The sequence below is a fragment of the Novosphingobium sp. HII-3 genome, assembly GCF_002916655.1.
Lineage (GTDB): Bacteria > Pseudomonadota > Alphaproteobacteria > Sphingomonadales > Sphingomonadaceae > Novosphingobium > Novosphingobium panipatense.
In genome coordinates this window covers 20,753-47,130 of record NZ_PPSM01000010.1, presented here as the reverse complement: position 1 = coordinate 47,130, position 26,378 = coordinate 20,753, and the positions used below count along the sequence as shown (strand labels likewise).

Sequence of the window (26,378 nt, the reverse complement as noted above, 5' to 3'; positions counted from 1 at the left end):
ATGTTGAACCAGTGTACAGGGCTACGCTGCAGAGGCAATCCGTGCCAGTTCCGCGCGGGATCGCACGCGCGGTAACTGGGCTTGACCGAGGAGGAAGCGGCGGGCACCGGATCAGGCCCGCCGCCGGTCATGCCGGCTTTACGAAGCTGTCGAGCACGCGCTTGGTCCCGGCCTGTTCGAACGCGATTTCAAGCTTGTTGCCTTCTTGGGCGAGCACCGCGCCATAGCCGAACTTCTCGTGGAAAACGCGATCGCCCACGGCGACGTCGGTGCGCGGCTTGGCGGCGAAGCTGGCGGCGCTGCGGGTGGATTCCGCGACCCGGCGCGGCGTCGCGTCGTACTCGCGGCTGGCGGCGCGTTGCCAGCCCGGCCCCCGGGTGACCGTGCGCGATGGCTGCAGGCGCGCCACGTCCGCGAAGGGATCGGTGTGCTCCGACCACTGCGCGCGCCACAACGAGGCGCCGCCGGTAAGCGTCGTCTCGCTTTCGACATGATCGTCCGGCAGTTCGGCGATGAAGCGCGAGGGGATCGAACTTGTCCACTGGCCGTATATGCGGCGGTTGGCGGCATGGAGAATGGTGCACTTGCGCCGTGCGCGCGTGATCGCCACGTAGGCGAGCCGGCGCTCCTCCTCGAGGCTGGCAAGGCCTCCCTCATCGAGCGCGCGTTGCGAGGGGAACACGCCCTCTTCCCAGCCGGGCAGAAAGACGTTGTCGAATTCCAGTCCCTTCGCGGCGTGCATGGTCATGATCGTGACCTTTTCCTCATCCGCCGCGTTCTCGTTGTCCATGACGAGGCTGACGTGCTCGAGGAAGTCGCCAAGGCTGTCGTATTCCTCCATCGCCCGCGCAAGCTCGACCAGGTTTTCAAGGCGGCCGTTGGCCTCGGCGGTTTTTTCCGCCTGCAGGGCATCGGTGTAGCCGCTTTCGTCCATGACCCTGCGCAGGAGGTCTGCCGGGCCGACCGTCGCGGACAGGTCTCGCCAGCGGGCGAAGTCGCGCATCAGGGAAAGGAAGGTGTTGCGGGCGCGGGCCGGAAGCTCGTCCGTGTCCGCGATTTCGATGGCGGCGTGAGCGAGCGGGATGCCGCGTCGGCGGGCCAGCGTGTGCAAGGCCTCCAGCGCCTTGGCCCCGAGCCCGCGCTTGGGCGCGTTGTAGATCCGTTCGAACGCCAAGTCGTCGGCCGATTGGGCAATGACTCGCAAGTACGCGAGGGCATCGCGGATTTCGGCCCGTTCATAGAAGCGGAAGCCGCCAACGATCCGGTACTTCATACCGATCGAGATGAAGCGGTCTTCGAACTCGCGGGTCTGATATTGCGCGCGCACGAGGATTGCGATCTGATCGAGCGGAGCGCCCTCGCGCTCAAGGCGTTCGATCTCGTCGCCGACGCGGCGCGCCTCCTCCGGCCCATCCCAGACACCGATCACGCGGACCTTGTCTCCGGCGTGACGCTCGGTCCAGAGAGTCTTGCCGAGGCGCTCGCTGTTCTCGTTGATGAGTCCGGAGGCGGCGGCCAGGATCTGCGGCGTAGAACGGTAATTTTGTTCAAGCCGGATGACCTTTGCGCCGGGGAAATCCTTTTCGAAACGCAGGATGTTCGCCACTTCGGCGCCGCGCCAGGAATAGATGGACTGGTCGTCGTCCCCAACGACGCAGATGTTCTGGCGGCCCTGCGCGATCAGACGCAGCCATAGGTACTGCACCTGGTTGGTGTCCTGGTATTCGTCCACCATGACGTACTTGAAGCGCTGTTGATACTGTTCCAGCACATCGCGATTGATGCGCAGGATGTTCAGCATGTGCAGCAGGAGATCGCCGAAGTCACAGGCGTTCACCGCCCGCAGCCGCTCCTGGTAAAGCTGATAGAACTTCTGCCCTTTACCGTTTGCATAGGCTTCGCTTTCCCCGGCATCGAGATCGCCGGGGTTGAGACCGCGATTCTTCCAGCGATCGATGCATCCGGCGAGCTGCCGGGCGGGCCAGCGCTTCTCGTCCAAGCCTTCGGCCTGGATCAACTGCTTGAGCAGGCGCAGCTGATCGTCCGTGTCGATGATCGTATAGTTCGACTGCAGGCCCACCAGCTCAGCATGGCGGCGCAGCATCTTGGCGGCGATGGAGTGGAAGGTGCCGAGCCAGGGCATGCCTTCGACGGCCGGGCCGATCAGGTGTCCCACACGCTCGCGCATTTCGCGCGCGGCCTTGTTCGTGAAGGTGACGCAGAGGATTTCACTGGGCCAAGCGAGGCGGCTGCGGACAAGATGAGCAAGCCGTGCGGTGAGGGCGGCCGTTTTCCCGGTGCCCGCGCCGGCCAGCATCAGCACAGGCCCTTCGGTGGTGAGAACAGCGTCGCGCTGCGGCGCGTTCAGGCCGCTGATGAGCGGATCGTTCTGATCCGCGTCGGAATCGCTAGCAGGAGGGAAGTAAGGATTGTTCACCGTGAACAACTAGGGAACGGAGTGGCTCGGCGCAAGCCCGGTTCGTCGCGCCTCCGGAACGATTGCCGGTGCCTTTCGTCATTGAGGCAGCGTAATGATAACGGAGAGTGAGAATGCGCAAGGTTTTGCTCGCAAGTTGTGGTGCTCTCAGCCTTCTGGCGGCTCCGGCCATGCTTCAGGCGCAGAGCGGGGCAACCCAGCCTCGGCCGATGGACATGCCGGCGAGTCCGCCGGCCAAGCCGTCGCCGCCGATCACGTCCGCCACTACCGGCGCTCCTGCTCCGACGCTGACAACGGAGCAGCGGGGCCTCTACGACGCCTGGACGCCCGATCAACGCAGCGATTACGAAAGCTGGCCTAACGATTACAAGGTCTACTACTGGACGCTCAATGCCGAACAGCAGAAAGGCTACTGGGCGCTGACGCCAGACCAGCGCGGGCAGATCTACCAAATGACACCCGAGCAGCGGCAAACCGCCTGGAATTCGGTTGTCCAGCAGCTGCGCGGCGAAACGCCCACAACCCCGCCGGGGCAAGCGAACCCGCCGGGACAGGGCATGCCGACGACGGGTGTGCCCGATCCCCGGGCCGCCGGCCAGGCAGCGCCTCCTGCGATGCCGGCGGACCCATCGTACCAGGGCGGCCCCTACAAAGGTGCGCTGACCCCGCCGCCCGCGACCGCCATGGACAAGGAATATCCACGCTGCACGAAAACCGTCACGGACAACTGCCGTAATCCCGGCGGCAAGTAAGCGGTCGGGCCAGCCGGGCCAGCCGGGCCAGCCGGTCAGGCGACGCGGCGAAGCAGGTGCAGCCGTGCCTTGCCGACGTCGCGTGTGGCATCCGCCTCGAAGCCGCGCAGGGAGACGCTTTCTCCCTTCGCGGTTTCCAGGCTGACCCAGGTGCTCTCACCGATCCAGCCCAGCCGGGCGAGCTTGTCTATGGCGACGCTTCCCGCCCCGGTGTCGTAGGGCGGGTCCAGAAGCACGAGGTCCAGAGGCTCCTTCGCCGGCCCGAGCGAAAGCACGGACGACGCGCGCACATCACTGCGCGCCTGTGCCTGCAGGTTGGAGATGTTGCGGCGGATTGCACGGATCGCCCCGGCGTCCTGATCCACGAAGAGGCAATGCGCGGCACCGCGCGAAAGCGCCTCGAGGCCGAGTGCTCCGGATCCGGCGAAGAGATCCGCCACCTTGAGTCCGTCGAAGTCGCCAAGGCGGCTCACCAGCATCGAGAAGAGCGTCTCACGCGTGCGATCGGCCGTCGGGCGGGTGGTGTCACCCTCCGGCGCGGCCAGCTTGCGTCCGCGCCACTCACCCGCGATGATGCGCAGGTTGCCGCTCACGCCTTGCTCTCCGGCAGGGTACGGCGGAAGTTCTCCAGATCGCGCTGGCTGATTTCGCCCGCAGCGCCTTTTGGCAGATCGCCAAGACGGAAGGGACCGTAGGCAACGCGGATCAGCCGGCTGACCTGAAGGCCGAGCGCTTCGAGAACGCGGCGCACCTCACGGTTCTTGCCTTCGGTCAGCGTCATCTCGATCCACTGGTTGCGGCCGGTCCGGCGCTCCATATTGGCGTCGATGCGGCCGTAGATCACGCCGTCCACCTCGATGCCTTCCATGAGATCCTCAAGCTGCGCCTGCGTGATGTCGCCGAAGGTGCGGGCGCGGTACGTGCGGGGCACGCCGGTCGCCGGCAGCTCGAGCTGGCGCTTGAACTCGCCGTCGTTGGTGAGCAGCAGCAACCCTTCGGTGTTGAGGTCGAGGCGGCCGATCGGCATTACGCGGCCGGCGCCCGGCGGCAGGGCATTGCGCAGCGCGGTGTAGATCGTCGGGCGCCCGGCAGGATCGCGCTCGGCGGTGATAAGGCCGCCGGGCTTGTGGAACAGGAAGAGGCGCGTGCTTTCCGGGTCGCGGACGGGGGTGCCGTCCACCGTGATGCCCTGAAGGCTGGTGAGGACGGTAGCCGGTGTGTCGATCACCGTTTCACCCAGCTTCACGCGGCCTTCCGCAATCATGCGCTCCACTTCGCGGCGGCTGGCTATGCCTGCACGTGCGAGCAGCTTGGCAATGCGTTCGCCTTCGCGGGACGGAAGCGAGGGGTCCTTGGGCGTGGGGGCAGCGGCGCGAGGGGCAGGCCCGGGGCGGCTGCGCGGACGAGGGCCGGCGGGCGCACCCGGCGAGCCATCCCGGTATCCATCGCGCTGCCGGCCGCCGCGCGAACTGTCGCGGCCGGATTCCTGCCAGGTGCCCGGGCGACGTTCGGCGCGGAACTTCGTCCTCTCTCCACGGTGATCCGAAACCGGCGCGCGGCTCCGTCCTTCGCTGCGATAGCTGTCGGAGCCGCTGCTCCGTGCATCCCGGCGCGGACCGCCGCGAGGCGCCTCGGAGTGAGCGGCCGGGCTACGGCCCGGTGCCCGGCGAGCATCGCGCTCATCCTTATGGCGCACCCCGGAGGCCCGAGAGCTGTCACGGGTGCCGCCGTCGCGCGGACCACGCCGGGGCAGCTCGTCGCGAAAATCGTCCCGGCTGCCGATGCGGGGACCCTCGCGCCGGGCGGGACCACGCGAACCGCGTCCGCCGCCTTCGCCCCTTCCGGCCCCGGACCGTTCCGAATCCTCGCGGCGTGGTCCGCCGTCGCGGGATGCGCTGCCGAAAGCGCCGCGTTCGCCACGGCCGCCACGCGGTGCGCCGCCGCCGGAAGCGCCTTTGCCGCCGCGCGGGCCACGGGAAAAGCCATCGCGGCCGGAGCCGCCAGATCTGCTGGGAGGTTTGGACATTCGATCGCCCATACCTGTTGATCGCCGCTTCATCCAGCCTTCCCTTCGCGTCCGTGCCCGTTAAGTTGGCCCGAACCGACTTTAAGGAGACCGGCGTGGACGCCAGTAACAGTGCAGAGCGTCGAAGCGTCTGGAATTCCATCAAGCCCTATTTCGAGCGGGAATCGCTGGCAGCCTTCATGCTGGGGATGTCCTCGGGCTTCCCTTATGCGATGATCGGCGCCACGCTGACGACCCGGCTCGCGCAGGACGGGATCGACAAGAAGACCGTGACGGCGTTCACCTTGGCGTTCCTGGTCTACAATTTGAAAGTCTTCTGGGCATGGATCATAGACGGCGTCCACCTGCCGGTCCTGCACCGGCTGGGGCAGCGCGTGTCGTGGATGCTGGTCTGCGGCCTCGCCGTGATGGCGGCCGTGCTGAACCTCGCGCTGGTCGATCCATCGTCGGATATGGGCGCTACGGTACTGGCGGCGGTGCTGGTCGGCGTGGCCGGCGCCAGCTTCGACATCGTGATCGACGCCTATCGGATCGAGACGCTGAAGCCGTACCAGCTCGGCACCGGATCGGGCATGAGCCAGTACGGCTGGCGGATCGGCTCTGCCGGAGCCGGCGCCCTGGCGCTTGTCCTGTCCGCCCGCTTTGGCTGGAGTGTCGGGTACGCTGCTTGCGCGCTCTTCGCGCTGCCTGCCGTGCTGACCGCGCTTATCCTGGGTGAGCCGGAGCGGCGCAAGGTCGTGGTCGAGAAGAAGGGGATGGCCGAGGTATGGTCCTCCATCGCGGGGCCGTTCCGCGAATTCTTCCAGCGCCATGGTGCGTTCCTGGTGCTGCTGTTCATCCTTGTACACAAGATCGGCGACACGCTTGCCAATCTCACGTTCCGTCTCCTGTTTGATGACCTTGGATTCACGAACGACGAGATTGCCATCTATGATATCGGCCTTGGCTTCTGGGCCTACATGATCGGTGTGTTCATCGGTGGCGTCGCTTATGCCCGCCTCGGCCTGAAGCGATCGGTGCTCCTTTCGCTGGTTCTGATGGGCGTCTCAAACCTGAGCTTCGCGGCGCTTGCGGCGGCGGGACACAGCAACTGGGGCATGGCTGGCGCCATCGGGTTCGAGAACATCGCTTCGGGCTACGGCGGGGTAGTGGTCATCGCCTACTTCTCCGCCTTGTGCGACTTGCGCTACACCGCCGCCCAGTACGCCCTTATCTCCGCCGGGGCGAGCGTGGTGGGGCGGCTCGTCACCGGGACCACGGCCGGCGCCCTCATCGATGCCATGGGGTACGTCAACTTCTACCTGCTGACTACCGTGGCCGCGCTTCCCGGCATCGTGCTGTTCTGGTGGCTCAGCCGCAGCGGTCTTGTCGACGAGGCGCTGGGGACTGCCGGAGAAGTCGGGCCGGACGAGCCGCCGGCCTAAACCGGAAGCTCGCCATTGGCGCGCAGGACGGCACCGGCAAGATAAAGCGAGCCCGCGATTAGGACCGATCGCGGGTTGCGCGTCTCAAGCCGGCGAAGCGCGGTTTCCACGTCCGGCGCGCTCGATGTCTCGAGCGGCCAGTCCGCAAACGCGTCGGATGCATGGCATTCATGCCCGGGCACCGGTACGATCGTCACGCTTTCCACCAGTCGGTGCAGTGGATCGAGCAGGGCGGCCGGGTCCTTGCCCGCGATCATGCCGAGGATCAGATGAGGCGCGATCTCCCGCTCGCGCAGGAACGCCTCCAGCGCCAGACCGGCATCGCGGTTGTGCCCACCGTCGAGCCAGACGGCGGTGCCGGGGACGAGCGCGGTGAGGGGGCCGTCACCCAGAAGCTGCATCCGCGCCGGCCAGCGCGCATTGCGAATGCCCTCCGCGAAAGCCGCCGCGTCGATCCGCAGAGTGTCCTGCCGCCGCAGCATCGCCACGGCCAAGGCCGCGTTGTCGGCCTGGTGTGCGCCCGGCATCTCCGGCAGGGGCAGCGTGAGCGATCCGTCGCGGTCCTCGAACCAGAGCGCATCGCTTGTTGCCTGCGCCTTCCACGTCTCGCCCCGGGCGAAGAGCGGCACGTCCTCGGACGCGGCGAGCGATTGCAGGAAGGCGGCGACCTCCGGCGTGTAGGCCTGCGTCACCAGCGGTACGTGAGAACGGCGGATGCCTGCTTTTTCAAAGGCGATGCGCGTCAGCGGTTCGGCAGGCGTGTCATCCTCGGGAGCGAGGAGGAACCGCTCATGATCGATGCCGAGCGTCGCCATGCCGCAGACCAGCGGCGCCGGAAGGACGTTGGTGGCGTCGAACCGGCCCCCTAGGCCCACTTCAATCACGCAGGCGTCTGCCCGGTGGCGTGCGAAGGCAAGAAAGCTGGCGGCGATCGTGGTCTCGAAGAAGCTGACCTCAAGCCCCCCGGCAGCATCAAGCACTTCGCCAAGGAGGCTCGCCAGTTCGTCATCTCCGATGAGTTCGCCTGCAATGCGAATGCGCTCGTTGTAACGGACGAGATGCGGGCTCGTGATCGCGTGGACCGTGTAGCCTTGCGCTTCGAGGATGGCGCGCAGGAAGGCACAGGTCGATCCCTTGCCATTGGTACCGGCCACGTGGAACGCCGGTGGGATGGCAAGGTGCGGATCGCCCAGCCGCGCCAGCAGGAGGCGGATGGCGTCAAGCCCGATCCGCCCCTGCGGCAGCGAAAGCGCGGCGAGCCTGTCCAGCTGCGCCTGGACTGCGGGCGCGTCGGACACGGCGAAGTCACGCATCGTCAGCGGGCCGCGTGAACAGCCTGCGCCAGGGCGGCGGTGTAGTCCTGCAGAGCAGCGGGCGCTGCGTCGCCGTGCTGCTTGATGATGTCCACGAAGGCGGAGCCGACGACGACGCCATCCGCCACACGGGCGATGGCCGCAGCCTGATCGGGCGTGCGCACGCCGAAGCCCACGGCAATCGGAATGTCCGCCGAGGCCTTGAGACGCGCCACGGCCTCTTCGATGGCGCCTTGTGCCGCCTGCTGCATGCCCGTGATGCCGGCGACCGAGACGTAGTAGAGGAAGCCGGAGGACCCCTCGAGAACTTTGGGCAGGCGATTGGCGTCCGTCGTCGGTGTGGCGAGGCGGATCAGCGAAACGCCTTGCGCGCGCAGCGCCGGGCCGAGGGAGGCATCTTCCTCGCTGGGGATGTCGACGCAGATGACGCCGTCCACGCCCGCTTTTGCGCATTCCCGTGCGAACCACTCCGGCCCGCGTACAGTCATGGGGTTGGCATAGCCCATGAGGACCAGCGGCACGTTGGGATGGCGGCTGCGGAAGTCGCTTGCGAGGCGGAAGATGTCCGCCGTGGTCGTGCCCTTGGCGAGGCTGCGCAGGTTCGCTTCCTGAATGGCGGGGCCGTCCGCCATCGGATCCGTGAAGGGCATGCCCAGTTCGATCACGTCCGCGCCACCGGCGACGAGGGCATCGAGGTTGGCTGCGGTGTCGCCATCGCCTCCGGTGATGAAGCAGACGAGCGCGGGGCCTTTGGCAAAAGCGGTTTCGAAGCGGGTCATCAGGAGAACAGCGTCTTTCCGGAATAACGAAGAACGGCAGCGGTCAGGCCGACGTAGATGGCAAGATAGGCGAGGCTGATGCCGATGTCGGTCCAACTACCCCGGAAGGCGAAGGCCCAGAAATAGCCCGCGCCTGAAAGGTCGACAGATCGTGCCCTGACGAGATCCGCAAGAACCTTGATCGCCGGGAACACGGCCATCCAGAGCACGGTGGCGTCGATCAGCGACCGCTGCCACCCACCCTTCCTCAAAGCTTCACTCCCAGCGCCTCGGCGACGGTGAAGATGTCCTTGTCGCCGCGTCCTGACACGTTGACGACGAGGATCCTTTCCTTGTCGAGTTCCGCCGTGAGCTGCGGCAGGGCGGCGAGGGCGTGCGCGCTCTCAAGCGCGGGGATGATGCCTTCGAGCGCGCAGCAGAGCTGGAAAGCCTCAAGCGCCTGGTTATCCGTGATCGGAACGTAGCGCACGCGTCCGGTTTCGTGCAGCCAGGAATGCTCGGGGCCAAGTCCGGGATAGTCCAGGCCTGCGCTGATGGAATGAGCCTCGGTGATCTGCCCGTCGTCGTCCTGCAGCAGGTAGGTCTTGTTGCCATGGAGGATGCCCGGTCGACCGCCCGTCAGCGAAGCGGCATGTTGGCCGCTCTCGATCCCGTGCCCGCCCGCTTCGATGCCGACCATTACCACGTCCGGATCGTCGAGGAAGGGGTGGAACATGCCGATCGCGTTCGATCCGCCGCCGACCGCCGCCACGAGCATGTCGGGCAGGCGACCCTCGGCCTCCAGCATCTGCTCGCGCGTTTCATTGCCGATGACGCTCTGGAAGTCGCGGACGAGTTCCGGATAGGGGTGCGGTCCGGCCGCCGTGCCGATGATGTAGAAGGTGTCGTGCACGTTGGCGACCCAGTGACGCAGGGCCTCGTTCATCGCGTCCTTCAGGGTTTCGGCACCGCTGGTGACGGGACGGACTTCGGCACCGAGCAGCTTCATGCGGAACACGTTAGGCGCTTGGCGCTCGACGTCCTTGGCACCCATGAAGATCGTGCAGGGCAGGCCGAAGCGCGCGGCAACGGTTGCGGTCGCCACGCCATGCTGGCCTGCACCGGTTTCGGCGATGATGCGTGTCTTGCCCATGCGGATGGCCAGCAGGATCTGACCGACGCAGTTATTGATCTTGTGGGCACCCGTGTGATTCAGGTCTTCCCGCTTGAAGTAGATCTTCGGCCCTTTGCCCTCGGGGGCGAGGCCGCGGAAATGCTCGGTGATGCGCGGGGCCGGGTACAGCGGGCTCGGCCGTCCCACGAAGGTCTTGAGCAGATCGTCGAACTGCGCCTGAAACGCCGGATCCTGCTTTGCGGCGCGGTATTCCTTTTCCAGGTCCAGGATGAGAGGCATCAGCGTCTCAGCGACGTAGCGCCCGCCGAACTGACCGAAGTGACCGGTCGCGTCAGGGTAGGAACGCAGCGAATTCACGGGCGGTTGAGCAGTCATGCGCCGGGCGATGGCAGAGGGCCGTAATCTTGTCCAGACGGCATGAAGGCGAGGCAGCAAAGCACCGGGGCATACGCGGCGTCTGCACAGGCTCGCGTGGGCACGCTCGGTACCCGCTTCAAGTGCGAAAAACGCAAGCAATCTGCTGTAAAAGCAACATTGTACCCGGGAACCGGGCTTTTCGGCCACTTATGCCGGTTTGAAGAAATTTCCGTTCATCTGGCCGCAAGGAAACAAGGCTCAGCGGGCCGCCTCCCGGTGAGGGCCGGGAGATTATTGGAGTACATAATATGCGTATTGCACTTGTTTCGCTCGCTGCGGTTGTTGCCGTGGCTGCTGCCACCCCCGCCCTGGCTAATGAAGCGCGCGTCGAAGCACGCGGCGGCGTGATCTGGGACGGCAGCAACAGCGAAGCAACGCTCGGCGTCGCAGCGGGCTACGACTACGACCTCGGCGAGACCGCCTTCATCGGCATCCAGGGTTCGGCTGACAAGATCCTGACGGACGACACCCGCGTTTCGTGGGGCGTGGGCGGCCGCATCGGTGTCGTCGCTGCTCCGGGCACTAAGGTCTATGCCCTGGCAGACTGGCAGTCGAAGAACTGCAAGTACTGCAACAGCGCCGTTGGCGTTGGCGGCGGCGTTCAGCAGGACATCGGCACCCGCTACTACCTGAAGGCTGAATACCAGCACCTGCTGATCGGCGACAACACTCCCGACGCCGACCGTGGCCTCGTGGGCGTGGGCGTCAAGTTCTGATCCTTCAGATCTGATCGCTGCGAAAGCAGTGTAAGCCAGGAAGGGCGGTCCGAAAGGGCCGCCCTTTCTTCATGCGGCCAGCTTCTTCACGCCGCCGAGCGCACGGCCGAACAGAAGGCCGCGATCCGTCCTGCATCCTTGATGCCCGGGGCGCTTTCCACGCCCGAGGACGTATCCACCAGCGGCGTGCCTGTGAGACGCACGGCTTCGGCGACGTTGTTCGGCGCAAGGCCGCCTGCGAGGCCCCAGGCGACCGGCCCCTTCCAGTGCGCGACCAGATCCCAGTCGAAGCTCAGGCCCATTCCACCTGGCAGGGCGCCGCCCGGCGTCTTCGCATCGAACAGCACAAGATCAACCGCGCCCGCATAGCCTGCCGCCTTCGAGACGTCCTGCGCGCTGGCGACGGAAAGAGCCTTCCAGACAGGTATTCCAAAGCGCGACCGCAACTGCGCGGCGCGCTCTGGTGTCTCGCTCCCGTGAAGCTGCAGCGCATCCAGACGGGCGGCACCGACGGCCTCCCCGATCAGGGTATCGTCCGCGTCCACGAAGAGACCCACACGGCCGATGCGGCCCTCGGCCCGGGCGGAAAGCCCCATCGCCTCGGCCGGGGTGACGGCGCGCGGGCTCTTGGGAAAGAAGACGAAGCCGGCATGATCGGCGCGGGCGCGAATAGCCGCATCCAGCGAATCGCCGGTGCTGATGCCGCAGATCTTGATGGCCGCTGTTGGCATGGTCTCGCTCAAGCTTCGACCCGCGCAGGTGCGGGCCCGGGGAGAATCGACAAGGCGCTATCTAATGCCCCTGACGGCTCCGGCAATGGCGAGACGTGATCGGCCGCGCAGGGAATTCGCAGGGGTCGGCAACCGGCCGGCGCGTGCCCACCGGTTGCTCACTTCGGCTCCTGCGGAGGAATGCTCAGGGCGCCAGTTCAAACTGCACGTTGACGTTGACCGTCATTTCCAGCTCTCCCGCCGCGACCGGTGCGGGCGCAGAGGCCATCGAATCCCGTGCTTCCTTGCGAACGTACATGACAGGTTGGGGCGCATAGCCGCCGTTTTCGCTGACCGAGACGATTCGAGCCACGCGCAGGCCCGCCGCCCGGGCGTAAAGCTCCGCGCGGCTGCGGGCGACCTTCATGGCTTCCATGCGTGCCTCGTCCATGGCCGCCTCTGGCTCGGACAGCATGAAGTCGGGCCCGTTCACCTGGTTGGCGCCCGCCGTGACAAGCGCATCGATCACCTTGCCCATGTCGCCGAGCTTGCGCTGGCGAACCGTGACCGAATTGTTCGCCTGATACCCAACGATCCGCTGCTGGCCGTTGTCCTCGTACGAACCGTCGGGCAGGCGCTTGGGCTGGGCGTAGATCGGGCTGACGTTGAGGTTGCTCGTCTGCACGTCCTTGTCCGCGATGCCTGCGCGCTTCAAAGCGGCCATCACCTTCGTCATCTGCTCCGAATTGGCCGTCAGCGCCGCGCTGGCGGTGGAGCCCTGCGTCGTTACGCCGGCGTTGTAGCTCGCAAGGTCCGGTTCGCGGGTGGAAGACCCCTTGGCATTGATGGTGAGCAGGGTGTGGCCTGCCGTGATGGAGGGCACGGGGCCTTGCTGCGCGAGCGCGGGGGCGGATGCCGCCGCGAGCATTCCGAGGGCAGTGGCGGCAAGCAGGCTCAGGCGTGTCATAAGAAAGTGCTCTCCCGAAGTTGGACCAGGGGAGCAACGGTCTGGACGCGCGCGGGTTGCCGCCGTGTGAACGGCGTGGCGTGGCGCCGGTGCGACGAACGCCCCGGAAGGCATCCGTCGGCTATTCTCTCAGAGTGTCGCTTCGATGGCGCGGGCGGCGGCGAGCGGATCTTCCGCGCGGCTGATCGGCCGTCCGATCACCAGAACGCTTGCCCCGGCATCCCGGGCCTGACGCGGCGTGACAGTGCGCTTCTGGTCGCCCGACTTGCCGTCCGAGGGGCGAAGGCCGGGGACGACGAAATACCCGTTCTTCCACTGCTTGTGGACCGCCTCGACTTCGTGGCCGGAGCAGACGATGCCGTCCAGCCCTGCCGAGTGCGCGAGGTCGGCAAGGCGCAGCGCCTGATCGTAAGGATTGGCATCGACGCCGATGGCGCTGAGATCCTCGCCGTCGAGGCTGGTGAGAACGGTCACTGCGACGACCTTGCAGTTTTCCCCGGCAGCGGCCTTGGCATCTTCCATCATCGCTCGCCCGCCGGCGGCATGGACAGTGACAATCGACGGGCGAAGCACGTGGATTGCCTGCATCGCACCCGCTACCGTGTTCGGTATGTCATGGAGCTTGAGGTCGAGGAAGATCGGCAGCCCGACCTTGTGGAGTTCATGCACGCCATGGTGCCCGTGGGCGCAGAAGAACTCCAATCCCAGCTTGATCCCGCCGATATGGCCCGCAACCTTTCGCGCCAGAGCCTCGGCGGCGTCCAGGCGGGGAAGGTCGAGGGCGAGATAGACGGGATTGTGGTTCATGGTTTCTCGGGTTCCGACGATGATTCTGCGATGGGTGCCGCTTCGAGCGGCGCTGCGGATACGGCCTGGCTGCTGGTCAGGGAAGGTGCCGAAGTCGCCCGCAAGGAATTTTCGAGGCTGGCGATGCGGCGGTTCAGCTTCCAGCGCACGGCGCGCAGGTAAAGCCACACCGGCAGCATGCCCAGCCCGAAGAAAAGCAGGGCAAGCACTCCCACGGGCCATTCGAAGTGGATGTAGTTTCCATCCTGCATCGGCCAGAAGTTCACCGGCACTTTGGTCCAGTTCATCGCGATGAAAGCAACCAACAAGGCCGTGAGCACGATCCACGCGATTGTGCGTATCACCTGCATTGTTCCTCCTGTTTCCCGCCCGTCTCACGGGATGCTAGGCTTGAATATTCCGCAAGGGAAGCCCTCGCCCGCGACGGGGAGAGGAGGGCGTGCGCCAGGCACGCCGCTCCTTTCGTTCAAGGAGTGGTTCCCCGCCGTTCCTGCGATGGAGCGTCGGTTCGATGCCCGCCGTCCCGTCACAGGAGCCAGTGATATCAGCCGAAGACGCGCGCGAAGATCGTGTCGACGTGCTTGAAGTGGTAGTCGAGGTTGAACTTCTCCTCAATCACTTCGGCCGGAAGCGCGGCGGCGACTTCAGGGTCCGCCTTGAGCAGTTCGAGCAGCGAAAGCTGACCGTCTGATTCCCACACCTTCATCGCATTGCGCTGAACGAGGCGGTAGCTTTCATCGCGCGTAAGGCCCGCCTGCGTCAGCGCGAGCAGCACGCGCTGCGAGTGGACGAGCCCGCCCATGCGATCCAGGTTCTTCTGCATGCGCTCGGGGTAGATGAGCAGCTTGTCGATGACGCCGGTGAGGCGGCCGAGGGCAAAGTCCAGAGTGATCGTCGCGTCGGGGCCGATGAACCGCTCCACCGACGAGTGCGAGATGTCGCGCTCATGCCAGAGCGCCACATTCTCCATCGCCGGCACCACCGCCGAACGCACCACGCGGGCAAGTCCGGTGAGGTTCTCAGTGAGGACGGGGTTGCGCTTGTGCGGCATCGCCGACGAACCCTTCTGGCCGGGCGAGAAGTATTCTTCGGCTTCGAGGACTTCGGTGCGCTGCAGGTGGCGCACTTCGACGGCGAGCCGTTCGATCGAGCTGGCGATCACACCCAGCACGGCGAAGAACATCGCGTGGCGGTCACGTGGGATGACCTGGGTGGAGACGGGCTCGACAGCGAGCCCCAGTTTGTCGGCGACGTATTGCTCGACCGCCGGGTCTACGTTGGCGAAAGTGCCCACAGCGCCGGAAATCGCACAAGTGGCGATCTCTTCGCGCGCGGCAACCAGGCGCTTTCTGCAGCGGCTGAACTCGGCGTAGGCTTCGGCGAGCTTCAGGCCGAAGGTGACCGGCTCGGCGTGAATGCCGTGGCTGCGGCCGATGGTCGGCGTGTACTTGTGCTCTTCCGCGCGGCGCTTGATCGCTGCCAAGAGGGCGTCGAGATCCTCCAGCAGGATGTCGGCCGCCTTCGCGAGCTGGACATTGAGCGTGGTGTCCAGCACGTCGGAGCTGGTCATCCCCTGGTGCATGAAACGTGCTTCGGGGCCGACCTGCTGCGCGACCCAGTCAAGGAAGGCGATGACATCGTGCTTGGTGACGGCCTCGATCGCGTCGATCGCGGCGACGTCGATCTTCGGGTTGGTCGCCCACCAGTCCCACAGGGCCTGTCCGGCGGATGCGGGCACCGTGCCCATTTCCCCCATCTTCACGGCGGCGTGCGCTTCGATCTCGAACCAGATGCGATAACGCGCTTCGGGTTCCCAGATCGCGGTCATCGCGGGGCGGGCGTAGCGGGGGACCATGTTCGACTCCTTGGGCTGACGCAGGTAATTTCGGCCAATTCACGGGGCCGCTAGGCGGCGCGGGCCGGAAAGGCAAGGGCGCAGGACGGAGCTGCGCAGGGTAGGGACGAGCGTGGAAAACCGGACCGGCACGCTGTGGCGATGCCGGCCCCGGGTCACTGCCGATGCGCTTTGCCGTTGCAACGTGTAGACTTTTTAACTGTTGAGCGTTCAATCGCTTGCACAAGCAAAGCGGGCGGGGCTCGACTGCCCCGGCTTTGGAGAGCGACGTAGAGATGCATGCAGTTCGGATCATCGCACGCCCCGTGCTGACGGCGCTGCTTTGCTTCGTGCTCTCAGCAACGATGATCAAGTACCTCAGTTTTGACGAGAATCTGGCCTCCGTCTGGCCGGTCAACGCAGTTGTTCTGGCACAAATCCTCATTGCCCCGCGCCGTCAGTGGCCGCGTTTCCTGTTGGCCGGGTTCATCGGCATCACGGCCGGGGGCATCCTGATTCGAGGCGTCGTCCTGAGTTCGACCGCCTTTGGCATCAGCAACATGATCGAGGCGTTCGTGGCGGCCAGTCTCCTGCGCGGGGCCATGGATCCGCAGGGCAGGCTGTTGCACCGCGACCAGTCCGTAGTGCGGTTTGTCGTCGCGGCCGGCTTCGTCGCTCCGGCGTGTGGCGGCTTCCTCAAGGCTATCGTCGCTATGGCGACGCTGGGATCGCCCATCGGTGCATCCCTGCTGACGAAGTTCACCGTCGATTCGCTGGGCCTGCTGATCTTCACGCCATTCTTCTACCGCCTCTTCAGCGGTGACTATCTGGAGAGCCTGCGGACGGCCACCGGAAGTGAACGGCGCGACGGAGCATTGCTTCATGGCACCATGCTGGTGGTGTGCCTTGCGGTTTTTTCACAGAACAGCCATCCGCTGCTGTTCCTGACGCTGGTGCCCCTGATGCTGGTGGCGTTCCGTACCGGCTGGCGCGGTGTCAGCGTCGCCATGATCCTGCTCGCCACCATCGGCGTTCTGGCGACGTTGGCGGGGCGTGGGCCTGTCAGTCTGTCCGGACGCGACATGGGAGGGCAACTCGCCTTCCTGCAGTTTTTCCTGGCGATCGTGCTGGCCCTGATGATGCCGGTGTCTGCCGCCCTTGCCGCGCGGCGGGATCTCATCGAGCGCTTTCGTGAAAGCGAGCACGCCCTTATGCTGCTGGCCGGTCGCTCCGCGATCGTGCTTCTGCGCTTCGACAGGGAAGGGGTATGCACCCGCGCCGTGGGCGACGCGGCGGCGCTGCTGGGAGAAAGCGTGGAGCGGCTTCTGGGGAGCCATATGGGCGAGCTGGCGCCGTCCCTCGGCGAGCCGCTGTTCGCCGCGCACCTGCAGGTCTGCCGTGAGGATGCCGACGGGCGCAAGGCGGTGACGACTGAGATCGAACGGCCGGGCGGCCGGTGGGTCGAGGCGATCTTCCGGGTCGAGCACGACCAGGATGGCGCGATCTCCGGCTCCGTGGCCACCCTTATGGACGTATCCGCTCGCAAGGCTCGCGAAGGGGAGCTCGCGCGGCGTGCGGAGACGGACTATCTCACCGGGCTGCCGAACCGCGCAGGTTTCCTGCACCGCTTCGAAACCGCTCTGGCGACCGATGGTCCCCTCAGCGTGGCCTTTATCGACGTGGATCGCTTCAAGGTGCTGAACGACGAACTTGGCCACCTTGCCGGGGACGCGGTGCTGGTGGAGCTCGCGCGCCGCTTCTCGCACGCGCTGCGCCCGGGCGATCTCGTCGCCCGGCTAGGGGGCGACGAATTCGTGGTGCTGCTCCTTTCGCTCGATGCGGCCGCCGCCCTCGATGTCTGCCGGAGGCTCGTGGAGAGCGTTTCGGCGGCTCCGGTCGAACTGCCGACCGGCGGGCTGGCGGAGGCTCGCATCAGTTGCGGGCTTGTTCACCGGATGCCGGGGCAGAGCGGCGTCGAACTCCTCAACCGAGCAGACCAGGCGCTTTACGAGGCAAAGCGCAGCGGCCGCAACCAGCTCATCGCGGCCTGATGCAGGCCTAGACCGGCCATGTGAAGGCGATTCGCGTCTGTCCGCAGGGATGGCCTTGGCTGTCGAACCGGCACTCCTCGATCGTGCCATGCCCTTGGCGGTTCACGGCGACGACCGTGCTGCAGCGAGTGCCGTAGAGACTGTCGCGGATGAAGACGGGAGCGAAACGGGTTTCGGGCTGCTCGAGGGTGGCGAGCGACGGCACGGTCTCATCGCTCAGCGCCGCGAAGAGCGGGGCGGTGTCCCTGTCGCCTGCGGCCAGCCAGCTGGCCACCGCACTGTTCACCAGCAAGGTCTTGGGCCATGGAATATCGAAGCCGCCGTTCGACAGGCCATGTATCCCGCGCATCAGGGGGCGCGTCTCGACCACGGGATGGTTGGTCACGAACAGCGCCTGTCCCTTTTCCACGAGGATGAGGTTGAACGCATTCATCTCGGCCATCGCGCCGGTGCGATCCTGATGTGCCAGACCGTTGGAGAGCAGGTCGGTCACAAGCCTGCCCCGTGAGGGCCGTCCCGGCTGCGCACCTTCAGGCGTGCGGTAGTTGGTGACCAGCGTCATGCGCCCGGTCCCGGTCACGCCAAGCCATGTGCCGCCTCCGGTGAGGTCCGTGCCTGCGATGATGCCGTTGGGCCAGCGCGACAGCGGCGCTGCAGGGCGGGCGTGGTATTCGTCACGGTTTCCCGCGCAGACGAGAAGCCAGTCGGGATGGGCATCCCAGGCGACGGCGGCCACGCACATGGTTCAGATCAGTCCCTTCGCGCGCAGCGAGACATGCCCTTCGCGTCCGATGATGACATGATCGTGCACAGTGACGCCAAGCAGGCGGCCTGCTTCGGCTATGCGGTTGGTGATGTCGATGTCCGCGCGGCTGGGCTGCGGCGAGCCGGATGGATGGTTGTGCACCAGGATCACGGCCGTGGCGCCGAGGTCGAGGGCGCGCCGGATCACCTCCCGCGGGTGAATGGCAGCTTCGTCTATGGACCCTTCGCCGACCAGATCGTCGAGGATGAGCATGTTGCGGGTGTTCAGATAAAGAACCCGGACACGCTCGACGGTAAGATGGGCCATGTCGATCGTCAGATAGTCGATCAAGGCATTCCAGGAACTTAGCACGGGCGCTTCGCGCACTTTCTGTCGTGCCATTCGAGTGGCGGCCACCGTCACCACGCGAAGGGCGGCAGTCGTGGCCTCGCCCATCCCGGGATGACCGGCCAGTGTCCGCGGGTCAGCCTGAAGCACACCGGCCAGTGAACCGAACCGCTGGATCAAAGTTCGTGCCAGGGGTTTCATGTCTCGCCGCCGGACGGCCTGCATCAGAAGGAGTTCAATGACCTCATGGTCAGCCAGCGCTTCCGCCCCACCATTGAGCAATCGCTTGCGCAGCCTTTCCCGATGGCCGCTCGGATCGTTCCCGGCATCGTCGGGCTCTGCCGTCGCAGGCGCGAGGCTGTCGTCAAAGAGGGGCGGTTGTCCGGTCATGCTGCGTACAAACAATTGCCTTTCTCGCGCACCGGGCGCAAGTGAACGATCGGATGTCGCAGGATCACGACCAGTTCCCCGCCAGTGATTGGATGGAAAGTCCGCAAGCTCCGTCGCGCAGACGGCGCTGGCGCACACCGGCGCTTGTGGTCGGAGGCTTGCTGGTCGCCGCGCTCGGAGCGACGTGGCTCGCGCGGGAGGACATCGCAAACAACCTGATCGGTGGCGAACTTGAGGCGCTTGGACTGCCCGCCCGCTACGAGATCGTGCGAATCAGCCCTTCGGAACAAGTGATCCGCAATCTTGTGGTAGGAGATTCGCAGCGGCCCGATCTGACGGTGAAGGAATTGCGGGTGTCCACCCGCCTCGCCTGGGGACTGCCCGGCATTGGCCGCATCACGGTCATCGAGCCGCGGCTCTACGGAAGCTACAGGGCTGGACGGGTCAGCTTTGGCGCGCTCGACAAGGCGCTGTTCACGGGCAAGGACGGCCCGTTCGAGATCCCGGATCTGGACATCAAGCTCGTCGACGGGCGCGCGCTGATTGAGAGCGATTTCGGCCGCCTGGGCGTGAAGCTCGCGGGCGAGGGTGCGCTGCGCGGTGGCTTCTCCGGCGAGATTGCGGCCATATCACCGGCCCTGCATGTGAGTGGTTGCCGCACCGGGCGCGCCACGCTTTATGGGAAGCTGGCCGTGACCGCCGCAAAACCGCGTTTCACCGGCCCGGTACGGCTGGAAAGCCTCGGCTGCCAGCAGGAGGATGCTCGGGCTTCACGCGTAGCCGCGCAAGTCGACATTACCCTGGACGAGGCTCTCGACGGTGCAGAGGGCAAGCTGGGCGTGTCGGCTGGCGCGTCGCGCTATGGTGTTCAATCGCTTACCGCCCTGTCAGGTACAGGTCGGTTCAGCTACCGGGAAGAATCCCTGCGTGCCACCTATCGGATCGAAGGCAAGGGCCTTGATACGCCGCAGGCGCGCCTCGCCGCCGTGGCTTTCGAAGGTCGTGCCCGGTCCGCGAATGGCTTTTCTCGCTTCGATGTCGAAGGCGATCTTACCGGTCGCGACCTGAGGATCGGCGCCAGCGTCGATCGGGCGCTTATGTCGGCGCAGCGCACGGGCGAGGGTACGCTGCTCGCGCCGCTGGCGGCGCAGGTGCGCAGCGGCCTTGCCCGGGAGATGCCCGGCAGCGCGCTTGACGCAAACCTCATCGCCCGCAGGAGCGCGGATGGTCTCAGCCTCGTCGTCACACGCGGCGCGCTGCGTGGCCGTAGCGGTGCATCGCTCGTCGCACTTTCCCGCGTCCAGGCGCTTCTGCCCGAAGGCGGCGAGGGCGCGCCGCCGCGCCTGACCGGCAACTTCAGCACCGGCGGCAAGGGACTGCCCCAGGTGTGGGGGCGCGTAGAGACGAACGGTCACGGACGCTTCGCCCTGCGCGGCTCCATGCCGGATTACCGCGCCGGTTCCGCCATGATCGGCATACCCCGTCTTGCCGTCAAACAGGACCGGGACGGAGCGCTGTCCTTTGCGGGGCAAATCCTCATGAGCGGCGATCTGCCAGGCGGCAAGGCGCGCAACCTCCTGCTGCCGCTGGACGGTCGCCGCGACAGCACTGGCCGGCTCGCGCTCTGGCGTGGTTGCACTAGGGTTGCCTTCGACGCGCTGCAAGTCGCTGACCTTGCGCTCGACAGGCGGACGTTGACGCTTTGCCCCGCGCGCGGAGGTGCCATCGTGCAGGGGCAGCCGGACAATCTCCGGCTGGCTGCGGGGGCAAGCTCCCTCAACCTTTCGGGGCGCCTGGGAGAAACGCCGATACGGATCGCCAGCGGACCGATCGGACTGGCGGCCGGCGGCGGCAGGGCGGGTGTTGTCACCGCACGCGCTGTCGACGTGGCGCTTGGGCCGGAAAGCACGGCATCGCGTTTCGCGATAAGCCGCATCGACGCCGCTCTTGGGAAGGACGTCTCGGGCACGTTCGAGGAAGCGGACATCCGCCTTGCCGCCGTTCCTCTGGACATGCGGCAGGCGGCAGGTAACTGGAGCTACGCAGGCGGGATCGCCGCGATCGACGATGCGTCGTTCACCCTCGTCGATCGCCAGCCAGTGGCGCGATTCCAGCCGATGATCGCGCGGGGCGCCACGCTGCGGCTGGCGGGGAACCGCATCACGGCCAAGGCCCTGCTGCGCGAACCGCAGAGCGACCGCGGTGTGGTGCGCGCGGACATTGTTCATGACCTGTCGAACGCCAGCGGTCATGCCGACCTCGCCGTGAGCGGGGCGGTTTTTGACAAGGACCTTCAGCCCGATGCCCTCTCGCGTCTCGCGCTCGGCGTTGTTTCGGACCTCAAGGGGATCGTGCGTGGCTCGGGCCGGATAGACTGGAAGGCCGCGCGCGTTACCAGTCGTGGCCGTTTCGCCACGGATGGCGTCGACTTCGCCGCGGCGCTCGGCCCCGTGCGCGGCCTTTCGGGCGAAGTGGTGTTCACCGATCTCCTCGGCATGGTGACCGCGCCCCGCCAGACCATCCGCATCGCGTCGATGAATCCTGGTGTCGAGGTGAAGGACGGCACGCTGTCGTTCGAGTTGCGGCCGGGGTACAACCTCATCGTCAACGGCGGCCAGTGGCCGTTCATGAGCGGGACGCTCACGCTGGATCCGGCGAAGATGCAGATTGGGGTGGCGGAGACCCGCCGCTATACGCTCCGCGTATCGGGTTTGGACGCAGGGGACTTCGTCCAGCATCTCGAACTCACGAACATCAACGCCAGCGGCGTGTTCGACGGCGAATTGCCGCTGATCTTCGACCAGAACGGCGGGCGCATCGAAGACGGCTATCTACGATCGCGCGCTCCGGGCGGGCACCTCTCCTACATCGGGGCGCTGACGTACAAGGACTTGTCCGCGATGGGCAATTTCGCGTTCGACGCCCTTAAGTCCGTCAATTACAAAGACATGGAGATCGGCCTTGGCGGCTCGCTGTCCGGCGAAATCCTCACGCGCATCAGCTTCGACGGCCTGAGCCAGGGAGCAGGGGCGAAAAAGAACTTCCTGACGAAGCAGGTCGCGAAGCTGCCGATCCGGTTCATCGTCAACATAAGAGCGCCCTTTTTCAGCCTGTTCGGGTCCATGCGCTCGCTCTACGATCCGAATTACGTGCGGGATCCTCGCGAGCTGGGGCTGCTGACCCAGGACGGAACCCGTTCGGCGACAGCGCCGGATGCCACCGTCAATCCACCGCCGCCGCCATCTGCCGCTATTCAGCCTCCAGTCAGCGAGAAAACGCCATGACGTCCCCCGAATTGACCCCAAGGCTTTCGGCTGCAAAATGCCCGGCGATGAACGACGGGTATTACAATCAGCAGCACGCAAGCACACGGTCCGGCAGGCGCGCCGCCCGCGCCGCACTTACGGCCGCAACGATGATCGTGGTCGCGGCAGGCATGGGAGGGTGCATCCAGGTTGCAGCTCCCGATAAGCCTATCGTGATCGAATTGAACATCAACATCCGGCAGGAAGTGGTCTATCGTCTCGCCGCCGACGCGGCCAAGACGGTCGAGCAGAACGAGGGCATTTTCTGATGACGAAAGTTCGCTATTTCGGTGCCGCCTCCGCCGCCGCCATCCTGATGATCACCGGGATATCGGTGGCTCATGCCCAGCGCTCGCCCGAATACGCTGCTGCGCGCGCAGCCGGCCAGGTGGGCGAGCAGCGGGACGGCTACCTCGGGGTCGTCGGGAGCCAGGGCGCGGCGATCAGTGCGATGGTGCGCGACATCAACAACAAGCGCCGCTCTGTCTACACGACGGCCGCGACCGGCAAGAGCACGATCGAGGAATACGCCTTCACAACGGGCTGCAAGCTGATCCGCGACACCAAGCCCGGTGAAAAGTACCAGGGGCTCGACGGGTCGTGGAAGACGCGCGGCAGCGGTGCGCCGGAGCTGGATCCCCGCTGCCCCTGACCGCGGCTCACGCTGCGGGAAGGGCACGCGTTTTTGCCGTCCTCCGGCCGGCGGAAACAGGCACATTGCGAATCATGTTGAGGCCGGAGGCGGATACGCTCTCCGGCCTTTCTCCTGCCACCAAAGCGGCGTATCGCCGTTGCGGTATCGGTGCTTTGGCGGATCTCTCAGGGCCGTCGTGCCGTCACGCGCCTGTTCATCCGTCAAGAACGCAACCGCTGCGGCTGCCGCGCCGGTTGACTCGGGATAAGCCCCACCTTAAGGGGGCGGCGCTCTTGGCGGGCAGCCGTCGTTTTGTGTACCGTTCCTGTCATCGAGAGAGGACGTGACATGACCGACGAGCAACCTGCCCAAGATCCTGTTGGCGAGGATGCGCGCATCGATTCGCTTGACGAACGGCTGAAGGCCCTTCGCGAGCGGGAAGAGGAACGCAACCGACCGAAGGCCGGCGCGGAAACCGATGCGAGCTATCGCATGGGGAACCGCGTTCTTTCGGAGCTGCTGGGAGGTCTTGCGGGCGGTCTGTTCCTCGGGTGGTTGATCGACCATTTCGCCGGGACGTCGCCCTGGGGTCTGATGGTGATGCTGTTCGTTGGAATAGGTATCGCCTTCAGGAACATAATACGGATTTCGAACCACCGCCCCGAGTGACATGGATCGGGTGGGGCGGCTTGGTTCAATTGGCGACAGGGGTAATCGCGTGGCAGCCGAAGCGAAGGTCGATCCGATGCACCAGTTCCAGCTCGAGAAGCTGGCGGGCGCGGACTGGAACATTGCCGGTTACAACATCGCTTTCACCAACAGTGCGCTGTGGATGGCTGTCGCCACCATCGCACTGATCGTGTTTGTCGCTGGCGGTATGAAGCGTCAGGTTGTTCCCGGCCGTTGGCAGATGGCGGTGGAAACCTTCACCGGTTTCATCGACGGTATGCTTGCCGCGAACGTCGGCAAGAACGGCAAGAAGTATGTTCCGTACATCTTCTCGCTCTTCATGTTCATTCTCTTCGCGAACTTCCTCGGCCTGATGCCTCTGGGCGTCGTGGGCGTTCACCCGTTCACCTTCACCAGCCACTTCTCGGCTACGGGTGTTCTGGCGGTTCTCTCGTTCTCGATCGTCCTGATCGTCGGCTTCGCGAAGCACAAGCTGCACTTCTTCTCTCTGTTCGTGCCGCACGGTACGCCGGTTCCGATGATCCCGATCATTTTCGTGGTCGAACTGATCTCGTTCCTGGTGCGCCCGTTCAGCCTCGGTCTGCGTCTCTTCGTCGCGATGATGGCCGGCCACGTTCTTCTTGAAGTGCTTTCGAGCTTCGTGATCTCGGGCGGCAATGCCGGTCCCGCGCTGTTCCTGATTGCCGGTCTTCCCAGCTTCCTGCTGATGGTCGGCATCTGTGCGCTGGAACTGCTCGTCGCCGGTATTCAGGCTTACGTTTTCGCTCTTCTCACCTGCGTCTATCTGAACGACGCCGAGAACCTTCACTGATTTTACCGCCACTCAGGTTTACCAAAGGGAGTTTTTGAAATGGACGCAGAAGCTGCAAAGCTGCTCGGTGCTGGTTTCGCCGCGATCGGCGCTGGCCTCGCTTCGATCGGCGTGGGCAATGTTTTCGCCAAGTTCCTCGAAGGCGCACTGCGCAACCCGGGCGCCGCTGACGCCCAGCAGGGCCGCCTGTTCATCGGCTTCGCCGGTGCCGAGCTTCTGGGCCTGCTCTCGTTCGTCATTGCCGCGCTGCTGATCTTCGCCTGATCGCACGCGTTGACCGGATCGCTCCGGCTGCCTGAACCCTTTGGTGAGGCGGCCGGAGCAGTCCGGTTTTTATGAATCAAGCCGGCACACGTTTTTCCGGCTTCCTCGAGACAGGGCTGCACCCATGCCTCAGATTGCTCAGCTAGGCGAGTTCTACTCCAGCCAGATCTTCTGGCTGCTGGTCTTCTTCGGGATCACCTTCTTCGTCGTCGGGCGGGGCATGGTTCCGAAGGTGATGGAAACCGTCGCCAGCCGTGACAACCAGATCGCCGCCGACCTCAAGGCCGCCGAAGCCGCTCGCGCTCAGGCCGATGCCGAGGAGGCTTCCTGGCGCACGCGCGAAAACGCCAACCGCGCCGAAGCGCAGGGCCTTATCGCAGACGCGCGCAGCAAGGCCGCTGCCGTGACCGCTGAAAAGCTGGCTGGCGTCCAGGCCCGTATCGATGCGGAAATCGCGTCCGCCGAGGTCCGCATCGCAGAGGCTCGTCGTTCGGCCGCTGCCGAGATCGAGGACGTCGCCGCCGACGCAACCCGCGAGATTGTCAGCCGGGTGGCCGGCCTCTCGCTCGACGATACTGCAGTACGCGGTGCGGTGAAGGAGAACCTGGTCCATGGCTGAAACCAATGTCGCCATTGAGCAGCATCTCGACACCGAGGCTGCTGAAGTAACCGGCGCCGATACTCACGCGGCGGTCGAGCATCACGCGGAACCGATGTTCCTCGGCTTCGCGCCGCCGGTCGCTGTTGTCAGCGCGTCCATGATCGTGCTTCTCGCGATCCTGGCGTGGAAGGGCGTGCCCAAGCTGGTCGCAGGCGGCCTCGATGCCAAGATCGCGGAGATCAAGGCGCAGCTTGCCGAAGCCAAGTCCTTGCGCGCCGAAGCGGAAGCGCTGCGCAAGGAATACGCGGACAAGATTGCCAACGCCGAGAAGGACGCGGCGGCCATGCTTGAGCATGCCCGTCACGAGGCGCAGGCGCTGATCGCCAAGGCGGAAAAGGATACGGCCGAGACGATCGCGCGCCGTGAAAAGATGGCTCAGGACAAGATCGCAGCGGCCGAACTCGCGGCTGTGACGGATCTTCGCAACCAGGCTGCGACGGCCGCTACGGCTGCCGCCAGGCGCCTGATCGCCGCCAATCACTCGGAAGCCGCCGACCGCACTCTGGTCGACCAGGCAATTGCCGGGATCTGATCCGATTTGCCTCTAAGGCGCTTGATTGAAGCCTCCGTCCGCTGGACGGGGGCTTTTTTCATGGAACGATGGGTTGAGGTGAGGGACTACCTCTCAGCGGCCGATGATGGGCATGGGTGCTGTTCGAATAGGTAGTGCGCGAAGGGCGTTTCCGCGCCGTCCTTCTGCCGTGCCACTATGTTCCACGTCATCTGCCGTCCTGACACATGCCAGCGATTGACGAAGTCGGCGTCGCTGTAGGGGTAAGTGATCTCAAAGCCGGTCGCACGGGTCTGACCCTCTCCCGTGGAGGTGAAAGCGCCGCCGAAGCTGTCGGCCCAATAGCCGACGATCCGTTCCGACGCACCCGTGGATGCGGGAACGCTCCCGAATACTAGATGTGCGGAATGCCGGTCGGTGGCGTCGGTGGTTGCCCGGCTTTCCGCGTCCACCGACAGGATGGCATTCATAGCGACCGGTCGCGCCGTAAGCTCGATGGACACCGGCTTACCCATCACGGTTCCCTCACCCTGCCAGCAACCTGCCAGGGCAGCGAGTTGACTCGGCAGCGGCGGAGCGGCGTCCTCTGCCATGGCATCTAGCGGGGCCAGCAGGAGTGTGGTTGCGGCACTGATGGACCTGATCATAAGAACTCTTTGCGAAAGGAGATCA

Annotated in this window: 27 protein-coding genes; 12 read left to right on the top strand and 15 right to left on the bottom strand. The window is 65.5% G+C overall.

What is annotated here, in order from left to right; genetic code table 11:
- Positions 1-127: 127 nt before the first annotated feature.
- Positions 128-2,437 (bottom strand): ATP-dependent helicase, encoded by a 2,310-nt coding sequence (locus tag C2R25_RS02880; RefSeq protein WP_369825685.1) that lies wholly within the window; start codon positions 2,435-2,437, stop codon positions 128-130.
- A gap of 113 nt (positions 2,438-2,550) precedes the next feature.
- On the opposite strand from C2R25_RS02880, the gene C2R25_RS02875 reads away from it, so the two are divergent.
- A complete protein-coding gene (locus tag C2R25_RS02875; protein WP_103727789.1) occupies positions 2,551-3,189 on the top strand; it encodes a hypothetical protein in 639 nt (212 codons plus the stop codon).
- Between the two features lie 35 nt (positions 3,190-3,224).
- Here the strand turns inward: C2R25_RS02875 and rsmD are convergent, their stop codons facing one another.
- On the bottom strand, positions 3,225-3,782 hold the full coding sequence (gene rsmD, locus C2R25_RS02870; RefSeq protein ID WP_233203731.1) for a 16S rRNA (guanine(966)-N(2))-methyltransferase RsmD: 558 nt from the start codon (positions 3,780-3,782) through the stop codon (positions 3,225-3,227).
- Positions 3,779-5,215: a pseudouridine synthase gene (locus C2R25_RS02865; RefSeq protein WP_103727802.1), complete on the bottom strand. Its 1,437-nt coding sequence runs from the start codon at positions 5,213-5,215 to the stop codon at positions 3,779-3,781. Before C2R25_RS02865 ends, rsmD begins: the two co-directional genes overlap by 4 nt.
- Before the next feature lie 95 nt (positions 5,216-5,310).
- On the opposite strand from C2R25_RS02865, the gene C2R25_RS02860 reads away from it, so the two are divergent.
- A complete protein-coding gene (locus C2R25_RS02860; protein WP_103727788.1) occupies positions 5,311-6,639 on the top strand; it encodes an MFS transporter in 1,329 nt (442 codons plus the stop codon).
- Here C2R25_RS02860 and C2R25_RS02855 read toward each other — a convergent pair.
- From C2R25_RS02855 to trpB, 4 genes are read right to left on the bottom strand one after another with little or no spacing between them, the layout of a single operon-like run.
- Positions 6,636-7,952, bottom strand: a complete 1,317-nt coding sequence (locus C2R25_RS02855) for a folylpolyglutamate synthase/dihydrofolate synthase family protein (protein WP_103727787.1) — start codon at positions 7,950-7,952, stop codon at positions 6,636-6,638. The two genes, C2R25_RS02860 and C2R25_RS02855, sit on opposite strands and share 4 nt — an antisense overlap.
- A gap of 2 nt (positions 7,953-7,954) precedes the next feature.
- Positions 7,955-8,731 carry a tryptophan synthase subunit alpha gene (gene trpA / locus C2R25_RS02850; RefSeq protein WP_103727786.1) on the bottom strand — a complete coding sequence of 259 codons (777 nt, stop codon included), beginning with the start codon at positions 8,729-8,731 and terminating at the stop codon, positions 7,955-7,957.
- Positions 8,731-8,982 (bottom strand): hypothetical protein, encoded by a 252-nt coding sequence (locus C2R25_RS02845; protein WP_103727785.1) that lies wholly within the window; start codon positions 8,980-8,982, stop codon positions 8,731-8,733. The genes trpA and C2R25_RS02845 overlap by 1 nt, the downstream gene beginning before the upstream one ends.
- Complete coding sequence (trpB, locus tag C2R25_RS02840; protein WP_103727784.1) at positions 8,979-10,220, bottom strand: tryptophan synthase subunit beta; 1,242 nt, start codon at positions 10,218-10,220, stop codon at positions 8,979-8,981. Before trpB ends, C2R25_RS02845 begins: the two co-directional genes overlap by 4 nt.
- Positions 10,221-10,510: 290 nt before the next feature.
- On the opposite strand from trpB, the gene C2R25_RS02835 reads away from it, so the two are divergent.
- Positions 10,511-10,978: an outer membrane protein gene (locus tag C2R25_RS02835; RefSeq protein ID WP_103727783.1), complete on the top strand. Its 468-nt coding sequence runs from the start codon at positions 10,511-10,513 to the stop codon at positions 10,976-10,978.
- 86 nt (positions 10,979-11,064) lie between these two features.
- On the opposite strand, the gene C2R25_RS02830 is transcribed toward C2R25_RS02835, so the two are convergent.
- The 5 genes from C2R25_RS02830 to purB form a co-directional block, all read right to left on the bottom strand.
- Positions 11,065-11,709: a phosphoribosylanthranilate isomerase gene (locus tag C2R25_RS02830; RefSeq protein ID WP_103727782.1), complete on the bottom strand. Its 645-nt coding sequence runs from the start codon at positions 11,707-11,709 to the stop codon at positions 11,065-11,067.
- 184 nt (positions 11,710-11,893) lie between these two features.
- Positions 11,894-12,655: an SIMPL domain-containing protein gene (locus C2R25_RS02825; protein ID WP_103727781.1), complete on the bottom strand. Its 762-nt coding sequence runs from the start codon at positions 12,653-12,655 to the stop codon at positions 11,894-11,896.
- A 129-nt stretch (positions 12,656-12,784) separates the two neighbouring features.
- Entirely contained in the window at positions 12,785-13,462 is a 678-nt protein-coding gene (gene pyrF / locus C2R25_RS02820) for an orotidine-5'-phosphate decarboxylase (RefSeq protein ID WP_103727780.1), read from the bottom strand.
- Entirely contained in the window at positions 13,459-13,812 is a 354-nt protein-coding gene (locus C2R25_RS02815) for a LapA family protein (RefSeq protein ID WP_233203730.1), read from the bottom strand. Before C2R25_RS02815 ends, pyrF begins: the two co-directional genes overlap by 4 nt.
- 194 nt (positions 13,813-14,006) lie before the next feature.
- Positions 14,007-15,317 (bottom strand): adenylosuccinate lyase, encoded by a 1,311-nt coding sequence (purB, locus tag C2R25_RS02810; RefSeq protein ID WP_103727779.1) that lies wholly within the window; start codon positions 15,315-15,317, stop codon positions 14,007-14,009.
- Positions 15,318-15,592: 275 nt separating this feature from the next.
- Here purB and C2R25_RS02805 point away from each other — a divergent pair, with 275 nt between their 5' ends.
- Positions 15,593-17,347 carry a diguanylate cyclase domain-containing protein gene (locus C2R25_RS02805; protein ID WP_103727778.1) on the top strand — a complete coding sequence of 585 codons (1,755 nt, stop codon included), beginning with the start codon at positions 15,593-15,595 and terminating at the stop codon, positions 17,345-17,347.
- A gap of 7 nt (positions 17,348-17,354) precedes the next feature.
- Here C2R25_RS02805 and C2R25_RS02800 read toward each other — a convergent pair whose 3' ends face one another.
- Entirely contained in the window at positions 17,355-18,089 is a 735-nt protein-coding gene (locus C2R25_RS02800) for an NRDE family protein (RefSeq protein WP_103727777.1), read from the bottom strand.
- A gap of 3 nt (positions 18,090-18,092) precedes the next feature.
- The gene (radC, locus tag C2R25_RS02795) at positions 18,093-18,830 is read right to left on the bottom strand and encodes a DNA repair protein RadC (protein WP_103727776.1); all 738 of its coding nucleotides are present in this window, start codon (positions 18,828-18,830) and stop codon (positions 18,093-18,095) included.
- 53 nt (positions 18,831-18,883) lie between these two features.
- Between radC and C2R25_RS02790 the strand changes: the two genes are divergently transcribed.
- From C2R25_RS02790 to C2R25_RS02755, 8 genes are all read left to right on the top strand, one after another.
- The gene (locus C2R25_RS02790; protein WP_103727775.1) at positions 18,884-22,114 is read left to right on the top strand and encodes a YdbH domain-containing protein; all 3,231 of its coding nucleotides are present in this window, start codon (positions 18,884-18,886) and stop codon (positions 22,112-22,114) included.
- A gap of 47 nt (positions 22,115-22,161) precedes the next feature.
- Entirely contained in the window at positions 22,162-22,404 is a 243-nt protein-coding gene (locus C2R25_RS02785; protein WP_233203729.1) for a YnbE family lipoprotein, read from the top strand.
- The gene (locus tag C2R25_RS02780) at positions 22,404-22,787 is read left to right on the top strand and encodes a YdbL family protein (protein ID WP_103727773.1); all 384 of its coding nucleotides are present in this window, start codon (positions 22,404-22,406) and stop codon (positions 22,785-22,787) included. Before C2R25_RS02785 ends, C2R25_RS02780 begins: the two co-directional genes overlap by 1 nt.
- A 330-nt stretch (positions 22,788-23,117) precedes the next feature.
- Complete coding sequence (locus tag C2R25_RS02775; RefSeq protein WP_103727772.1) at positions 23,118-23,438, top strand: AtpZ/AtpI family protein; 321 nt, start codon at positions 23,118-23,120, stop codon at positions 23,436-23,438.
- A gap of 49 nt (positions 23,439-23,487) precedes the next feature.
- Positions 23,488-24,270 (top strand): F0F1 ATP synthase subunit A, encoded by a 783-nt coding sequence (locus C2R25_RS02770; protein WP_103727801.1) that lies wholly within the window; start codon positions 23,488-23,490, stop codon positions 24,268-24,270.
- 39 nt (positions 24,271-24,309) lie between these two features.
- Positions 24,310-24,534 (top strand): F0F1 ATP synthase subunit C, encoded by a 225-nt coding sequence (locus tag C2R25_RS02765; protein WP_008833283.1) that lies wholly within the window; start codon positions 24,310-24,312, stop codon positions 24,532-24,534.
- A 124-nt stretch (positions 24,535-24,658) separates the two neighbouring features.
- On the top strand, positions 24,659-25,153 hold the full coding sequence (locus C2R25_RS02760) for an ATPase (RefSeq protein ID WP_103727771.1): 495 nt from the start codon (positions 24,659-24,661) through the stop codon (positions 25,151-25,153).
- Positions 25,146-25,727, top strand: a complete 582-nt coding sequence (locus tag C2R25_RS02755) for a hypothetical protein (protein ID WP_103727770.1) — start codon at positions 25,146-25,148, stop codon at positions 25,725-25,727. The genes C2R25_RS02760 and C2R25_RS02755 overlap by 8 nt, the downstream gene beginning before the upstream one ends.
- Positions 25,728-25,813: 86 nt before the next feature.
- Here C2R25_RS02755 and C2R25_RS02750 read toward each other — a convergent pair whose 3' ends face one another.
- Positions 25,814-26,353: a hypothetical protein gene (locus tag C2R25_RS02750; protein ID WP_103727769.1), complete on the bottom strand. Its 540-nt coding sequence runs from the start codon at positions 26,351-26,353 to the stop codon at positions 25,814-25,816.
- Between the last annotated feature and the right edge of the window lie 25 nt (positions 26,354-26,378).

Coding starts and splice junctions, on each gene's coding strand:
- pyrF (WP_103727780.1), bottom strand. CDS start 13,462: ATGAACCACAATCCCGTCTATCTCGCCCTCGACCTTCCCCGCCTGGAC.
- C2R25_RS02800 (WP_103727777.1), bottom strand. CDS start 18,089: ATGTGCGTGGCCGCCGTCGCCTGGGATGCCCATCCCGACTGGCTTCTC.
- C2R25_RS02865 (WP_103727802.1), bottom strand. CDS start 5,215: ATGTCCAAACCTCCCAGCAGATCTGGCGGCTCCGGCCGCGATGGCTTT.
- C2R25_RS02790 (WP_103727775.1), top strand. CDS start 18,884: ATGTCGCAGGATCACGACCAGTTCCCCGCCAGTGATTGGATGGAAAGT.
- C2R25_RS02835 (WP_103727783.1), top strand. CDS start 10,511: ATGCGTATTGCACTTGTTTCGCTCGCTGCGGTTGTTGCCGTGGCTGCT.
- C2R25_RS02825 (WP_103727781.1), bottom strand. CDS start 12,655: ATGACACGCCTGAGCCTGCTTGCCGCCACTGCCCTCGGAATGCTCGCG.
- C2R25_RS02785 (WP_233203729.1), top strand. CDS start 22,162: ATGAACGACGGGTATTACAATCAGCAGCACGCAAGCACACGGTCCGGC.
- C2R25_RS02805 (WP_103727778.1), top strand. CDS start 15,593: ATGCATGCAGTTCGGATCATCGCACGCCCCGTGCTGACGGCGCTGCTT.
- C2R25_RS02765 (WP_008833283.1), top strand. CDS start 24,310: ATGGACGCAGAAGCTGCAAAGCTGCTCGGTGCTGGTTTCGCCGCGATC.
- C2R25_RS02855 (WP_103727787.1), bottom strand. CDS start 7,952: ATGCGTGACTTCGCCGTGTCCGACGCGCCCGCAGTCCAGGCGCAGCTG.
- C2R25_RS02830 (WP_103727782.1), bottom strand. CDS start 11,709: ATGCCAACAGCGGCCATCAAGATCTGCGGCATCAGCACCGGCGATTCG.
- C2R25_RS02775 (WP_103727772.1), top strand. CDS start 23,118: ATGACCGACGAGCAACCTGCCCAAGATCCTGTTGGCGAGGATGCGCGC.
- C2R25_RS02815 (WP_233203730.1), bottom strand. CDS start 13,812: ATGCAGGTGATACGCACAATCGCGTGGATCGTGCTCACGGCCTTGTTG.
- C2R25_RS02750 (WP_103727769.1), bottom strand. CDS start 26,353: ATGATCAGGTCCATCAGTGCCGCAACCACACTCCTGCTGGCCCCGCTA.
- purB (WP_103727779.1), bottom strand. CDS start 15,317: ATGGTCCCCCGCTACGCCCGCCCCGCGATGACCGCGATCTGGGAACCC.
- C2R25_RS02780 (WP_103727773.1), top strand. CDS start 22,404: ATGACGAAAGTTCGCTATTTCGGTGCCGCCTCCGCCGCCGCCATCCTG.
- trpA (WP_103727786.1), bottom strand. CDS start 8,731: ATGACCCGCTTCGAAACCGCTTTTGCCAAAGGCCCCGCGCTCGTCTGC.
- C2R25_RS02760 (WP_103727771.1), top strand. CDS start 24,659: ATGCCTCAGATTGCTCAGCTAGGCGAGTTCTACTCCAGCCAGATCTTC.
- trpB (WP_103727784.1), bottom strand. CDS start 10,220: ATGACTGCTCAACCGCCCGTGAATTCGCTGCGTTCCTACCCTGACGCG.
- C2R25_RS02875 (WP_103727789.1), top strand. CDS start 2,551: ATGCGCAAGGTTTTGCTCGCAAGTTGTGGTGCTCTCAGCCTTCTGGCG.
- radC (WP_103727776.1), bottom strand. CDS start 18,830: ATGACCGGACAACCGCCCCTCTTTGACGACAGCCTCGCGCCTGCGACG.
- C2R25_RS02755 (WP_103727770.1), top strand. CDS start 25,146: ATGGCTGAAACCAATGTCGCCATTGAGCAGCATCTCGACACCGAGGCT.